At 33.1% G+C, this 17,095-nt stretch carries 4 protein-coding genes; all 4 read left to right on the forward strand.

What is annotated here, in order from left to right:
• Positions 1-30 precede the first annotated feature (30 nt).
• Complete coding sequence (locus Q0776_RS03250) at positions 31-897, forward strand: hypothetical protein (protein ID WP_298364987.1); 867 nt, start codon at positions 31-33, stop codon at positions 895-897.
• The gene (locus Q0776_RS03255) at positions 890-4,000 is read left to right on the forward strand and encodes a metallophosphoesterase (RefSeq protein WP_298364989.1); all 3,111 of its coding nucleotides are present in this window, start codon (positions 890-892) and stop codon (positions 3,998-4,000) included. The genes Q0776_RS03250 and Q0776_RS03255 overlap by 8 nt, the downstream gene beginning before the upstream one ends.
• Positions 4,001-4,152: 152 nt before the next feature.
• Positions 4,153-11,028: a LamG-like jellyroll fold domain-containing protein gene (locus tag Q0776_RS03260; RefSeq protein WP_298364990.1), complete on the forward strand. Its 6,876-nt coding sequence runs from the start codon at positions 4,153-4,155 to the stop codon at positions 11,026-11,028.
• Positions 11,029-11,326: 298 nt separating this feature from the next.
• The gene (locus tag Q0776_RS03265) at positions 11,327-17,086 is read left to right on the forward strand and encodes a LamG-like jellyroll fold domain-containing protein (protein ID WP_298364992.1); all 5,760 of its coding nucleotides are present in this window, start codon (positions 11,327-11,329) and stop codon (positions 17,084-17,086) included.
• The last annotated feature ends 9 nt before the right edge of the window (positions 17,087-17,095 follow it).

Raw genomic sequence — 17,095 nt, forward strand, 5'->3', positions numbered from 1 at the left:
TATATTTGTTATACCTCAAATCCCCAAATAATGACACCTGAACTACTTTGTCCCCCAAAGGGTAGTTGTTTAAAATTAGAGCACTTTATATTTTGCTTCTTTTTGTGTTGTTCAGTAATTCATTCTCACGGTAATCTTTCTATAAGAATTCAACAAAAAACAGTAGAAATTTCTAAAAACCCAAACAATTCAAAGTTGTATTTTGAACGCGGTTTTTTATATCAACAACATTTTGAATATGGTAAAGCAATTTCAGATTTTAACAAATCTGAAATATTAGGGTATACAACTGCATTACTTTACTTTAGAAAAGCGGAAGCACTTCTTGCCAATAATCAACCACTAAAAGCTTTGGAGGCTACAAATCGTATTTTTAACGAAAATAATAATGATAGTAAAATTTATAAGCTTCGAGCTCAAATTTATTATGCATTAAATGAATACTCTAAGGCTTTAAAAAGTTATCAATATGTGTTGAAAAATATGAAAGATATTGGACCTTCAGATATCTTAGAATATTCAGAAATAATTTTAGCCAAGAATCCAACTAATTATAAGGATGCGCTTGAAGTTATTGAAACAGGATTAGAAAAAATTGGTGAACAAACACTTACGTTGAACCTGAAAAAATTAGATTATTTAATAGCCTCAAAAAACAATGAGAAAGTTATTGAACAGTATAATTTCTTCATTACTTCCTCAAAAAGAAAAGAAAATTGGTATTATAAAAAAGCCATTTATTTGCGTAGTATAGAAAAAGATGCTGATGCAAATATTGCTTTACAACAAGCAAAAACGGCAATTGTTTTATTAAAACCAAAAACACAAAATACAATTGCTATAAAAAGGTTAGTTTCTCAAATTTATGAATTAGAAAAAACCTTACCTTATGATTAAAAAATTACTTTTTTTAGTTTCACTTTTTGTGTCTACTATTAATATTGCCCAAGTTACCATAGATTTTGAAGATTTTGAAAGTGGAGATTTATCATTGACTAATTGGACATGCGGTGGTGGTGATTGCAGTATAGCAAATGACAATTATACTGTAAAATTAACTAGCGGAGGTTCTCCGGATCAATATGCGATTTTTTCTGACTCATATGATTTATCAGCATACGCATCAGTAGATGTTACTTTTGATTTTGTGACTAGCGATTATTCAGGAACTGATGATTTTTACTTAGAATATACAATTGATGATGGGGCAAATTGGACAAAAGTACCTACTACAAATGGTTTTGATGTAAATGTTGATTTTACAGATGGCGTTGCAGAATGTTCAAAAAAAGTCACTATTTCAGGTCCGTTTACCACTACAACTTCCTTTAAGTTTAGAAGTTCTGCTAATGGTGATAATGCTAATATTGTTTATTTAGATAATATTATAATTGAAGGTATTGGAGCCTCTACTGTAATTATTGATTCAGAGGATTTTGATGGAGGAGATTTATCATTGACTAATTGGACTTGTGGAGTTGGTAATTGCAGTTTAGCAAATGACAATTATACTGTAAAATTAACTAGCGGAGGTTCTCCGGATCAATATGCGATTTTTTCTGACTCATATGATTTATCAGCATACGAATCAGTAGATGTTACTTTTGATTTTGTAACTAGCGATTATTCAGGAACTGATGATTTTTACTTAGAATATACAATTGATGATGGTGCAAATTGGACAAAAGTACCTACTACAAATGGTTTTGATGTAAACGTTGATTTTACAGATGGCGTTGCAGAATGTTCAAAAAAAGTCACTATTTTAGGCCCGTTTACTGCTACAACTTCCTTTAAGTTTAGAAGTTCAGCTAACGATGATGTAAATAATATTGTTAATATAGATAATATTAAAATTGAAGCAAATGGATCTGTTTCTCCTACAGAAGGAATTTTAGCCGGAGCAGATTGGTATTATTTAGATGATGGCTCTAATCAAGGAACTGCTTGGAGAGCAAATGGTTTTGTTGATTCATCATGGAGTTCTGGGCCAGCATTACTTGGTTTTGGTACAATTAATGATGAAGAGGAAGCTGTTGCAGTTAATACTGTTCTTGGTTATGGTGCTGATGAAGATGATAAATATAGAACTTACTATTTTAGAAAAGAATTTACTATTGCCGATAAATCGTTGTATAATAGTATAGATTTAGAAGCAGTACGTGATGATGGAATGGTGGTTTACTTAAATGGTGTTGAGGTATGGAGAGATAATATTACAGGAACAGTTGATTATTTAACGTTTGCAGACAATTCAATGAATGATGAGAATGAATCAGATTGGATAGTAAAAAATATTGCTTCAACACTCTTAGTTAATGGGACAAATACAATTGCTGTTGAGATTCATCAAATTAACGCAACAAGTTCAGATTTAAGTTTTAATTTTAAATTAACACCTAGCACTGCAATGGTTGGCGCAGCAACTGTTGATAGAGGGCCTTATTTACAATTAGGAACACCAACAAGCGTAATTGTTAAATGGAGAACTACAACGGCAACAGATTCAAAAGTAAATTATGGAACTGCATTAGGTTCTCTAAATTCTTCTGAATCAAATGAAGCTCTCACAACGGATCACGAAATAACATTGTCCAATTTAAGTCCTAGTACTATTTATTATTATGAAATTGCTAATGCCTCAAATATTCTGGTACCACAAGAAAGTGAATTGTATGTAAAAACATCTCCCGTACATGGTACCAAACAATTTGTTAGGTTTTGGGCTTTAGGAGATGCAGGTACCAATGGTCAATCTGCCTATGGCACGCAGGCAAAAGATGTACGTGATGCTTATTATAACTATGTAAATGGTACTGCGATTTCACCACGCCCTGTAGCAAGTTCAAATATTGGACAAACAGATATGATGTTGTTTTTAGGCGATAATGCATATGATAATGGTACAGACGCTGAATTTCAGAGAGCCTTTTTTGAAGTGTACCCTACAATGTTAAAAAATACAGTGGCATGGTCAACAAGAGGGAATCATGAAAGAGATAAAGCACTGTATTATCAGATGTATGCGAATCCAACAGCAGGTGAGGCGATAATATCTGGAGGTGGAGTTGCTTCGGGTTCTGAGGAGTATTTTTCTTTTGATTATGCAAATATTCATTTTATTGTATTAGAATCATATGATCTTGAAAATGATGCTACACAACATGCTTGGCTAGAGGCAGATATTGCTGCAACTAATCAGGATTGGATTATTGCATTTTTTCATCATCCACCTTATACGAGGGGAACACACAATTCAGAATCTGAGCAAGATTTAATCGACGTTAGAGCAAATTTTGTTAATAGGTTAGAAGCTGGTGGTGTAGATTTAATTTTAAATGGGCATTCTCATGCTTATGAACGTTCTTACTTTTTACATGGTCATACAGGTAATATGGCTTCATTTAATAGTAGTACACATACGGTTGGATTAAACGGTGATGGAGATGGTAAATTAGATGGAAATGGAGCTTATAAAAGAATTGCTTCAAACCCTGAAGATGGAGCTGTATACGTTGTTACGGGTTCGGCCGGGAAAACAGGTACATTTATAAATGGAGGAGTAGCCGGAACAAATAATTTAGATCATCCTGCAATGTATACATCACAAAATCAATTAGGGTCAAGTGTTGTGGAAATTGAAGATGATGGTTCTGGAGGTCAAAATTTACATTTAAAATTTTTATCAGATACAGGAGCTGTTGATGATTATTTTACAATTAATAAATCTAGTACGGAATTATCAACACTTTCAACAAACACTTATGAAGTAGACAATAAGTTAATAAAGCTATTTCCTGTGCCAGCAAATAGCTTTATTAATGTTCATATTAATACTGATGAATCATTGCAAAAAGTAGAGTTTTATAATGTTGTAGGAAATTTGGTGAAAGTATCAAAAGAAAAAACAATTAATGTGAGAACACTTAATACAGGTATGTATATGGTGCAAATAATAACCAATAAAACAAGGTATTACAAATCAATAATAATTGAATAATTAATGTGATTTAATTTTTTTAATAAATTACAGAGTTGTAAACAGCTATTTTGCAATATAATAAAGTCCTTTACTGCTGATTTTTAACTCATTTAAACTCATTAATTAGTGAAAAACTATATTAATTGTGTTAAAATTAAAACCCCTGGGCTATGGCAAAAAAATTACTTTTAAACCCAAATTTTTTTTATAAACAAACCTTTTTTAAGGGTTGGATTATTATAGTGTTCTATTTTGTTACCTTAATAAATTATTCCCAAACTCTTATTAATTCTGAAGATTTTGAAAGTGGTACTTTTATAGGAACAGAATGGAATGATGGAGGAACTTATTGTGAATTATTTAATAATTCCTTACCAAATAATAATTACGCTGTTAGATTAAGTAGTGGAGGATCTCCTGTGGACTATGCTGTTTATTCAAATGCTTTTGATTTAAGTAGTTATAATTCAGTTGATGTTTATTTTGACTTTCAAACAACTGATTATCAAAATGGAACAAACGCTGATGATTTTTATTTAGAATATAGCCTCAATGGAACAGATTTTACAAAAGTACCAACTAACGATGGTTTTAGTATAGATAATAGTGGCGTACAGTTTACAGACAATACAAAATATACACAACAAAAAGTAAGTATTACTGACAGTTTTACTTCTACCACATCATTCAGAATTAGAAGTTCAGCTGCAATAGGTGACCACGTAAATCATTTTCTGTATATAGATAATATTAAAATTGAAGGAATTGTATCCATGGAAGTGAATGTTGCAGTAATTAGTGGAAGTGATGATGCTGAAGAGGATGTTTCTGGTGGTGGGATAGATTTAACCAGTTCTGATTTGGAACTATGTACTGATGGTGGAGATCAATTAGTCGGTATTAGATTTCAAAATGTATTAGTACCAGTTGGAGCAACCATTACAAATGCTTATATTCAGTTTCATGTGGACGAAGTAAACTCCACCGCTGTAACACTTAATATAGCAGGTATAGATGTAGATAATGCAACAACATTTACTGGAGATGATAATAATATCTCTGATAGAATTGATGGAGATATATCATTTGGAACAACAGCCTCAGTTAGTTGGACGCCACCAAATTGGCCAACAACAAACCAAGAAGGAGTTGATCAAAGAACATCTGATTTAACGACAATTGTGCAAGAGATTATCAGCAGAAGTGGGTGGAGTTCTAATAATGCAATGGCATTTGTTTTTACAAAGGTATCAGGGTCAGGTAAACGCGTAGCGGAGTCCTATGAAGGAGAACCTGAAAATGCTCCAATATTACACATTGAATACACAACTTCAACTGGTCCCGAAATAGACATTACAGGAAATAGTATTTCTATTGTTGATGACGATACTACCCCAAATAATTTAGATCATACATATTTTGAAAGTACAGCGATAAGCTCTACAATTACCAAAACATATACAATTGTAAATGAGGGGTCTATAGGTTTAGATGTTTCAAATATTGTAAGTAATAATCTTACGGAATTTTCAATTACTGCTCCGGCTTTTCCATTTACTGTTGCTTCTGGAGGTGGTTCAGCCACTTTTATGGTAACCTATAATGCCACAACAGAAGGTCGTTCTATAGGAACAATAACAGTAACTAATACCGATGGGGATGAAGGGACGTATAATTTTAATGTTTTAGGTGAGATATCTACAGCAAACAACTTTGATCCAGATGGGCATTGGATGTATTTAGATGATGGGTCAAATCAAGGAACAGCTTGGCAAACTATTGCTTTTGATGATAGTTCCTGGGCTTCAGGAGATGCTGAATTAGGTTATGGAGATGCAGATGAAACTACTGTTGTTAGTTATGGGCCGGATGAAAATAACAAACATACAACAACTTACTTTAGAAAAAACATTAATATTTCTGCAGCTGATTTGTTGTATACAACTTTAAAAATGAATGCAATTAGAGATGATGGAATGGTTGTTTATATTGATGGTGTTGAGGTTTGGAGAGATAACATGCCAACAGGAGTTATAGCTTATAATACATTTGCAAATAGTCCAGAAATTGGAGGTAGTGACGAAACCACATATATAACCAAATCAATTACAAACCCATTTACTGTTGCAGGGAATCATACAATTAGTGTTGAAATTCATCAGTTAAGTTTAACTAGTTCAGATATTGGATTTAATTTTTCTTTATTATTAACAAATGATTTATTAAATGCTGGAGGTGAATGGCATTATTTAGATGATGGTTCTAATCAAGGAACAGCTTGGAGAACAGCAAATGTTGGCCCAAGTGGTGCAAATTGGGCTTCTGGAAATGCCAAATTAGGCTTTTCACCAGCTAATGAAGATGGTGCAATAACCCAACTTACAAATAACTTACAAATAACCACTTATTTTAGAAAAAGCATAAACGTAAGTGGTGCAGATGTTACAAATGGAACATTAAAAATAAGTGCTATTAGAGATGACGGTATTGTAATTTATATAAATGGTACAGAAGTGTTACGTAACAATATGCCAACAGGGCAAATAAATTATACGACAACAGCTTTTGGCGATGTAACCAATTTAGGTGCCAGTGTTAATTTTGAAGATTGGTGGAATGTTTATAGGGTTGATAATCCATTAATTAATGGGGTAAATGAAATTGCAGTTGAAATTCATCAGTACAATGCTACAAGTAATGATATTAGTTTTGATTTAGCTTTTGAAACCAACAATGATTTTATTTTAGTACCAACCATAAAACCCGACAGAGATTTAGATGGTGTTGAAGATTATTTAGATGCCGATGATGACAATGATGCCTTACCAGATATTGTAGAAGGTTGTTATACTTCTAATGCTGAAGCTTTGAGTACAGGAGAAGTAAACAGTGAGGGGAATTTTGAAAATACACTTTCAGGTTTAGGTACAGATCCTTATGTTAGCACTCTTTTAAACGATGGAAATACAATAACTTATTCAGTTGATGATGAAGCTAATTTTGAAAAAATTACAAGTTATGATGCCGGTGAACATGGCTTTGGTTTAAGAGTTAGAGGAAATAATAGAACGGGGCAGTTAACCATGGAATTTAACGACCCAGTAGCAAATTTATTTTTTAAACTAATTGATTTTGATGAAGATGAAATATGGACTGTTGATGTTTATGATGAAAATGATGTTGTTGTAGATTTAGGAACTGAAGAAGGTATTTATCATTTAGGTACTTTTATTGAATATACGGGAAGCAATACTATAAGAGATATTGAATCAGGAGGTGGTCCAAATGCTAATAACCCTGAGAACAGAGCTGATGATATTTATAGTGGGGCTTATTTTTATTTTCTAAATATTAATGTTAAAAAAGTTGTTTTTACTATAACTCAACCTAGTGTTACTGTTAGAATCGTTGGTGTACAATACTGTAATTTAGATACAGATGGTGATGGTGTTGATGATTTTTACGATTCTGATAGCGATAATGATAGTATTCCTGATATAGTAGAAGGGGGAGGAACAGATACTGACGGTGATGGTAAAGTTGATACGTTTATAGATACTGATGGTGATGGTGTTTCCGAGCCATACGATTCCGATCCAACTACTTATTTTATTACAGAAGCTGGTAAGCTATTGGCTTTAGATTTTGATTTTGATGGGGTGTTAAATCGTGTTGATTTAGACAGTGATAACGATGGAATAGTTGACCTACTTGAAGTTGGAGGAGTTGATGTAAATTTTGATGGACAAATTGATGGCTTTACAGATGTAGATAATGATGGATATCATGATTCATTTGATGGCGCCTCAAGCTTTTTAATAACGGGGCCTGATGGCAATGGTGACGGGTTCCCGGATATTTACCCAAATAAAAATGTGGACGGTACAGGTTTTCCAAATTTTAGAGATGTAGATAGTGATGATGATGGAATTGTTGACCATACTGAAGCGCAAGCAACAATGGCTACTTTTATAAATTATACGACGGGTGATACAGATGGAGATGGAATTTTGAATGCATTTGATACTATTGGTGGTTTTGGAGGAAGAGGTTTAGTACCTGTAGATTCTGATAGTGATGGAATTCCTGATTATTTGGATACAAACTCAGATAATCATGGAGAGCTGGATATAATTGAAGGTCATGACACTAACGGTGATGGAGTTGTTAATTCAAGCGATTTAGGTTCTTGTTTAACATCTATAACGGCCAATACAGGTGAATTAGAAAATGTTGATATAGATGCAGATGGTTTAGATGATGGCTTTGATAATTATTTTGATGTAAATGCGGCTAATTATAATCCTGCAAATGGAAGCAATCCAACAAATGGTATTTCACCAACTGATCACCCAAATATTGATGATATTGCAACACCTGAAAGAGATTGGAGAGAACCAGATCAAGTGTATAATGTTATTGATTTTGATGGTTTTAACGACTATATAGACTTTGCAGATAAACATAGTATTTCTGGATCTTTTACTTTGGAAGCATGGATAAAACAAGACCCAGCTTCAACGGGTAATGGAATGATTATTTCTAAAAGAGATTGTAATAAAGGAACAAATAAAGGGTATCATTTAGGATTAATTAATCATTTTCCTAATGTAAGTTGGTATAATGATTCTGGAACAGAAATATTAAATTTAACTTCAACCTACCCAATAGGTAAAGATAGGTGGTATTATATTAGTGTTATTTACGATGAAATTGCTACTTCTGGAAAAATTTACATTGATGGTATTGAAGCAGCCATTAATACAAGTGTTTCTTCTGCTCCATATACAACCTCAGAATCATTTCTTATTGGAGCAAAATTTGATGATACAGATGATGACCCAGTTACAGGTCAAAAATTATCAAATAAGTTTCATGGTTGGATTGATGAAGTTAGAATTTGGAATAAGGCATTGACTTTAGAACAAATGCAAATGATGATGAACCAGGAAATTGAAAAAAATGGAACTGCTGTAAGAGGTAAAACAATACCAATAGATATACCTGGACTAAACTGGGACAATGATTTATTAGGTTATTACCCTATGAATTCAATTATTAATGGAGATCTTCAAGATCAATCTAGTAATGCTAAAAATGGTAGAATTAGAAATATACATACTGCTGAGCCTCAAACAGCGCCATTACCTTATACTACAAAAGCAGGAGGAGATGGAAACTGGGATACTTCAGCTTCTTGGTTACACGGTGAAACAGTTTGGGATATTCCAAACTCCACAGGTGTTGATGGAACTACGATAATTGATTGGAACATTGTAAGAACCAGTCATAATATTGATGCAGACAGAGATATAAAAGTATTAGGTTTATTTGTTGACGCTAATGAAATGCAAATGAATGGTACTACAACATTAGCCACTGATTCAAAAAGTACAGGAGATGGATATGGATTAACAGTAAGTCATTATTTAAGAATTGATGGAGTATTGGATTTAGAAGGAGAATCACAACTAGTTCAAGAAGAAGGAAGTATTTATGAAGATGCATTGAGCACTGGGTATTTAGAGCGTGACCAACAAGGAACAGGAAATATTTACAGATATAACGACTGGTCTTCACCTGTATATTCAAAAATAGTTTCTTCAAACAAAATGTTTACTGTAGCGGATGTTTTAAGAGATGGATCAGATCCAAGTAATCCACAAGCTATAACCTTTGTTGGTGGATATGATGGAAGTTCGGGACCTCCAATTCAAATTGCCAATTACTGGTTATATGTTAGAAATGCAAATCCATTTACAAGTATTGATGCAGCTTGGAGTAGAGTTGGAAGCACAGGAAATATTCAAATTGGAGCAGGATTTTTAATGAAGGGAACAGGAAGTGCAACAGATCAAAATTATATTTTCCAGGGAATACCAAACAATGATGATATTACAGTTACTGTAAAAGATGATAATGATTATTTGGTTGGAAATCCGTATCCTTCTGCAATAGATGCTGATAAATTTATTGAAGATAATGGACCTTCAGGATCAAATTCTATTTTAGGAGCCATTTATTTTTGGGATCATTTTGGTGGAAATTCACATAAATTAAAAGAGTATGAAGCGGGGCATTCAATTTATAATTATATGGGAAGTGTATCTGCGGCTTCTAATCTAGCCATTCATACAAATGCTGCAAATCCAACTGCAACAGGTACTAAAGTATCAGGAAGATATATTGCTGTAGGTCAAGCGTTTTATGTTGATGGCAATGGAACAGGCGATAAATCTGTTGTATTCAAAAATAGCCAGAGAGAGTTTAAAAAGGAAGATAATGGGACTAATTCTGTTTTTATGAAGCCTGGTAAATCTTCAAGCTCTATATCGTCTAAAATTAGTCAAAAAGTTGAAGCTTCTACAGATCAAAGAACAAAATTTAGAATTGGGTTTAATGGAGCAACAGGAAGTCATAGACAATTATTGATAGGTTTTGATGAAAGAGCATCAGAAGGAGTTGATTATGGTTTTGATGGTTTAATTAAAGAATTAAACAATGATGATATGTATTGGGAAATTGAAAATGAAAAGTATGTTATTCAAGGAACAAATCAATACGCTTTAGATTCTGAATTTCCATTGGGATTAATCATAAATGAAGCAGGTACTATTTCAATTGAAGTAGATGCCTTAGAAAATGTAAAAGATGACACAAAATTGTATATTAAAGATAATTTAACAGGAGAAACATATGATATAACGTTAGTTTCAGTTGAATTTAATTTAGAGGCTGGTGAATATTCAAATAGATTTTCTTTAGTGTTTCAACCAAGGTTAAAATCTATAAATGAAGTAGCTCTAGTAGAAGGCGTAACTATATTTATGAATAACTCAACATCTGAACTACAAATAAAAAAGATACTAGATACAACTATTCAAGAGGTAACATTATACAATAGTTTAGGTCAGCTGATGGGAACTTGGAATGATATTTCTGATGATAGATTAATAACAATACCATTAACGCTTTCTGCCGGTGTTTATTTTTCTAAAGTAGAAACAACAGATGGAGTACTTACAAAGAAAATAATTGTAAATTAAAAACAGTTTTGAAATTATAGCAATAGCAGATCCTTCATATGAAGAATTTGATTAAAATATGCCTCCCAAAATGCCTAATTTTATAATACAGGAAGGTTTAAAAAACTGAAAAACAAGTAGTATGTTTGGTTTTTCGCACCATTTATTGCAATTATTCAACCAAAAGTTGTTAATCATTTTTTTCATCTTGTTGACATCTATTAGTTGCGTACATTTGTTATAGATTTACAAAATTTTAGCTGTTTTGGAAGCAAAACTATTTAACCCTAGAATAAAAATTTTAATATTTTTATTCATATTGACGTGGCCTATATTTTCTTATTCGCAAGTAACAATTGCCTCGTATGATTTTGAATCAGGAACTGGTGGATGGACTGTTGCATCTAATGGCTCAGGAACAGGAGCTTGGGTTCAGGGGTCAAATGCTGCGCATAGCGCTGGAGCGACAGGAAATTACTTCTATTCTAAAATGTATTCAGGCGAATATAACAACAATACACAAATAATTGCAACAAGCCCTGCAATTGATATATCTGGTTATACAGATATAACACTTCAATTAAGTGTATGGTATACTACTGAAAATAATTACGATGGATTGAAAATTGAATACTCATTAAATGATGGGAGTACTTGGAGTGATTTAGGACAAGTAACAGATACAAACTGGTATAATAATACTGATGTAGATGCCTTTAACAATGGTGAAGATGGCTGGAGTGGAGATAGTGGTGGTTGGGTAACTAAAGACTTAAATTTAAGTGCCGAAGACATTAGTTTTGAGGGAAACTCTCAAGTTAGATTACGTGTTCTTTTTTACTCTGACTATTCAGAAACAGATGTAGGTGTTGCTTTCGATAGTATTTTAATACAAGGTACTCCAGCTTGTACTCCCGTAATTGTTACACCAACTGCGGTAACCGCTTCACCAAGTACTATTTTAGAAGGGAGTAGCACTAATTTAAACGCTACCTCGGCTGGTAATACAATAAATTGGTATACTTCTTCTTCGGGTGGTTCAAGTATTGGCTCCTCAGCTAGTGGAGCAAACTTTTCAGTTTCTCCTAGTACAACAACAACATATTATGCCGAATCTGATGATGGTTCTTGCCCTAGTGCAACAAGAACTGCTGTTACTGTTACAGTAATTAGTTATTGTAACTCAAGTGGAAATGGCTCAGATGGATATACAGATGTTATTAGGTATGTTGGCTTCAATACAATTACCAATTCAACAAATACTGAGGATAACGATTATTCAGATTTTACGGCTATTTCAACAGATGTAATTCAGAATTCAGCCTATAATTTATCGGTAAATGTGAATACCGGTGGAAATTATAGATACCATATCTGGGCTTGGATAGATTGGAATCAAGACGGTGATTTTAACGATGCTCAAGAAAGTTATGACTTAGGAGATGTACGAAATGTAACAAATAGTAATCCTTCCCTATCACCATTATCTATTACTGTTCCTAATTTTGCAGTATTAGGAAATACAAGAATGCGTGTAACTACAAAATGGGATGGAAATCCAACCTCATGTGAAACAGGTTTTGATGGTGAAGTTGAAGATTATACAATAAATATAATAACAATTTCTGGTCCCGAAATAAATGTGGTTGGTTTAGGAACTACAATAAATAATGGAGATAATTCACCTACCACAACTGATAATACACTTTATGGAAGTACAGGAACTGGAAGTCCAATATCTCATGTATTTACAATTCAAAATACGGGAAACCAAACTTTAACAATTGGAGCTATTTCATTTTCAGGTGCAAATCCAGGAGACTTCACTGTCTCTTCTCCACCATCAAGTTCTATAGCAGCATCTGGAAGTTCTTCATTTACAGTAGATTTTAATCCAAGTGCTAATGGTACTAGAACAGCTATAATATCAATAATTAATAATGATACATCAGGAGGTGAAAATCCATATACGTTTACTTTACAAGGTACGGGATTAATACCGTTAACAGAAGCTCCTGGAGGAGTAACAGCAGATTTAGCTTTATGGTTAAAAGCAAATGATGGATTAGGTTATACAAGTGGTGATAATGTTTCGTTATGGGCAGACCAAGGTCGTGGTTCAGATGCAACTGTTAACACTACAGGACAAGAACCTACTTACTACGATAATGCTTCAAGAAATATAAACTTTAATCCAGTTGTAGAATTTGATAACAATTATTCTTCATTTTCTTTAGATGATGATTATTCTTATGATGATATAAGTACTCAATTTTTAGAAGGAAGTTCAGGAATGTTTACACAAGATTTATTTGTTGTTGTTATTCCTGATGATACTCCAATTAATAATTCGTTTGGATTTATGGATATATTCTGCGGAGATGCTAATGCTGCTGAAGAGGCTCCAGATGCAACAGGAATAGGATTTGGTAATTATACAGGAAGAATTGAAGATGAAACTATAACTTTTGCTATCGACACGTATAATAAAAACATCTTGGGAGATGGTTATGCTGTTCAAGATGGTCCTAGTACTTCTTATGATAATGTCGGTATCGTTAATGCCAGAAACAATATTGGAGCCACTCAACAAGAATTATTTTATAATGCTAATGATATTGAGTATAAACAAAACGACATTCCTTCTTTTATTAATGTCAATAACTCAAGATATTGGATTGGACGTAGTGAGGGTTGGGAAGCCACGGCAAATGCTAGAATAGCCGAAATAATCACATATTCAGCTAGAAAAGATGATACAAATTTAACCCAAGAACGTAACAAAATACAATCTTATTTGGCCATTAAATACGGAATAACATTAGGTGTTAATGGTATAAGTCAAGATTATGTAAATTCAGACGGAACAGTAATTTGGGATCAATCTGCAAATACAGGATATAATTATGATATTGCAGGTATTGGTAGAGATGATAAATCGGAATTAAATCAGAAACAGTCTAAAAGTGTAAATATTGCTTCAGATGGTACAGGACCTATTCAAGGGATTTTAACCATTGGTTTAACAGATATTTATGCAACCAATAACCAAAACATAACAACCAATTCAGCGAATACATTTAATGATAAAGAATTTTTAGTATGGGGAAATAACGGTGCAGACCTAAATCTTGCAGCAACAACTATAGAAGTTAATATGAGTGCTGGTATTACACCTGCATTATCAACAGATGTATTTTTTACAGGAATGCAGCGTGTTTGGAAAGTTGTTGAAATTGGTGGGGATGTTTCAAAAGCAAAAGTTTCAATTCCAAAAAGTGCAGTTAGAAATATAACTCCTCCAGGAAGTTATTTAATGTTTATTTCTGATACAGGTGTTTTTGATCCAACAGCTGATTATAGAGTGATGGATGAAATTAGTGGAAATCTATATGCCGAATACGATTTTGACGGAACAAAATATATCACATTTGGATATGCCCCGGAAACGATAGTAGAACGTTCTATTTATTTTGATGGAGCTGTAGATTATGTAGATATGGAAGATGCTTTAGACTTGAATACTTCAGAATTTACAATTTCAGCTTGGATAAAAAGAGACCCAGGCACAGTGAATGCTTCTATAGTTTCCAAAAGAAATGCAACTTATACAGAGGGTTATGATTTTAAAATTAATGGTTCTGGACGATTTGAATTTGTTTTAAATGGAGGTACTGAAACATTAGCTTCATCAGTAGTAATTCCAGAAAATGAGTGGCATCAAGTTGCGGTAATTTATAGTGAAGGAAACGCAACACTTTATATAGATGGTGTTGCAGATACATCAGCATCGGGATTGCCAACTCCAGTGGCAACAACGCAATCATTTTACATTGCCGCTGCAGGAAAAAATACTCCAACAAACTTTTTTGCTGGTAATATAGACGAAGTAAGAGTTTGGGATACAGCACTATCAATGGATCAGTTGCATTATGTAATGAATCAAGAAATTAAAGAAAATTCTACTTTTGTTGCTGGTAAAGTATTACCTCAAGGAGTTACTAAAAATGAGGTTTGCACAGTTCCTTGGTCTGAGTTAGCTGGTTATTATCCAATGTCCGTTTATACTTATACCAATACAAATGATATGTCAGGTAACGGAAATCAAGGAGCATTAAGAAATTTGAGAACAGTTGACAGACAAACCGCACCTTTACCTTATGTTTCAACTGCGAATACAAATTGGGATACAAAGTCTACCTGGACAAATGGTAATGTGCAAACTATACCAGGAGCATCTTCTATTGTAAATAATAATATTACAGTAGATTGGAACATAGTTCAAATAAGTTCAAATGTTTCGATGAACAACATAGCATTACCTAGTGCTAATAAAGGAAATAGAAGTGTTTTAGGCTTAATAGTTGACGATTCTAAAGAGTTAACAGCCGACGGAACAACAACTTTAGCTTCAGATTCTAAAAGTACTGGTACAGGTAATGGTATTACTGTTACGCATTATTTAGGACTAGATGGTAAAATTGATTTAGAGGGAGAATCTCAACTTGTTCAATCTACTAATAGTGATTTAGTTGTTGGTTCAAACGGAGTATTAGAAAGAGATCAACAAGGAACAGGAAATATATATAGGTATAATGATTGGTCTTCCCCAGTTCAGCAATGGTATAATGGATCAACATATAGTATGCCCGTTGACGGAACATATAATATTGCAGGAGTTTTAAGAGATGGTTCAACACCAAATAATCCACAAGAAATAACTTTTGTGGGTGGCTATAATGGAAGTGTTGGTCCACCCCTTGAAATTGCTAATTATTGGTTGTATATAAGATCAGCAAAATCTTTCTCAAGTATGGATGCTGCCTGGACTAGAGTTGGTAGCCAGGGAGCGATAAAATTAGGGGAAGGGTTTTTAATGAAAGGAACTGGAAGTACAACGGATCAAAATTTTGTTTTTCAGGGTAAACCAAACAATGGTGATATTACTGTAACTGTAAAAGATGACAATGATTATTTGGTTGGAAATCCATATCCTTCGGCAATAGATGCAGATAAATTTATAGCAGATAATTCAACATCTATTAAGGGGGCCATTTATTTTTGGGATCATTTTGGAGGAAACTCACATAATTTAAAAGCATATGAAGCAGGTCATGCAACTTATACTTATATGGGAGGTGTTGCAGCTGCATCAAATTTATCTATTCATTCTAATAATCCATCAGCATCAGGGTCTAAAACACCAGGACGCTTCATTGGTGTGGGACAAGCATTTTATGTAGATGGAAAGGGGACAGGAGATCAATCAGTTATTTTTAATAACAGCCAAAGAGTATTTCAAAAAGAAGATGGTGGTACCAATTCAGTTTTTATGAAATCAAGCGGAAATGAGCTTAATGCTAAATTAAGTAATTCAAAAACCATGTCTTCAACTAATTCTGATACTAGAACTAAGTTTAGAATCGGTTTTAACGCTCCAAATGGTGGTCATAGACAATTGTTGTTAGGAATTGATGAAAGAGCGTCAGATGGTGTTGATTATGGTTTTGATGGTTTGATCTATGGATTGAATAATAATGATATGTATTGGGAAATTGACAATGAGAAATACGTGATTCAAGGTACAAATCAGTATTCTTCAGACTCAGAATTTCCAATGGGTATAATTCTAAATGAATCAGGAAAAATATCCATTGAAATAGATGCTTTGGAAAACGTTGAAGAGGGTACAAAATTATATATTAAAGATGATGTTACTAGTGAAACTTATGATATGTCTTCTTCTCCTGTTGAATTTGATTTAGAGGCTGGCGAGTATTCAAATAGATTTTTATTAGTATTTCAACCAAGATTACTTCAATTAGATGAGATAAGTCTGCTAGAAGGCATAACAGTATATATGGATAATGCATTTTCAGAGTTACACATTAATAGAATTGTAGACACAAAAATAGAAAGTGTTTGTTTGTTTAATGGTTTAGGACAAGTAATTAAAATTTGGAATACAAATTTACATGATAGGTTAATATTTTTACCAATTAATACTTCAACTGGAGTTTACTTTATTCAGATAACAACTTCTGATGGAATTATTAATAAAAAAATAATTATCGAATAAAAATAAGTT

The sequence above is a fragment of the uncultured Lutibacter sp. genome (assembly GCF_947495725.1).
Lineage (GTDB): Bacteria > Bacteroidota > Bacteroidia > Flavobacteriales > Flavobacteriaceae > Lutibacter.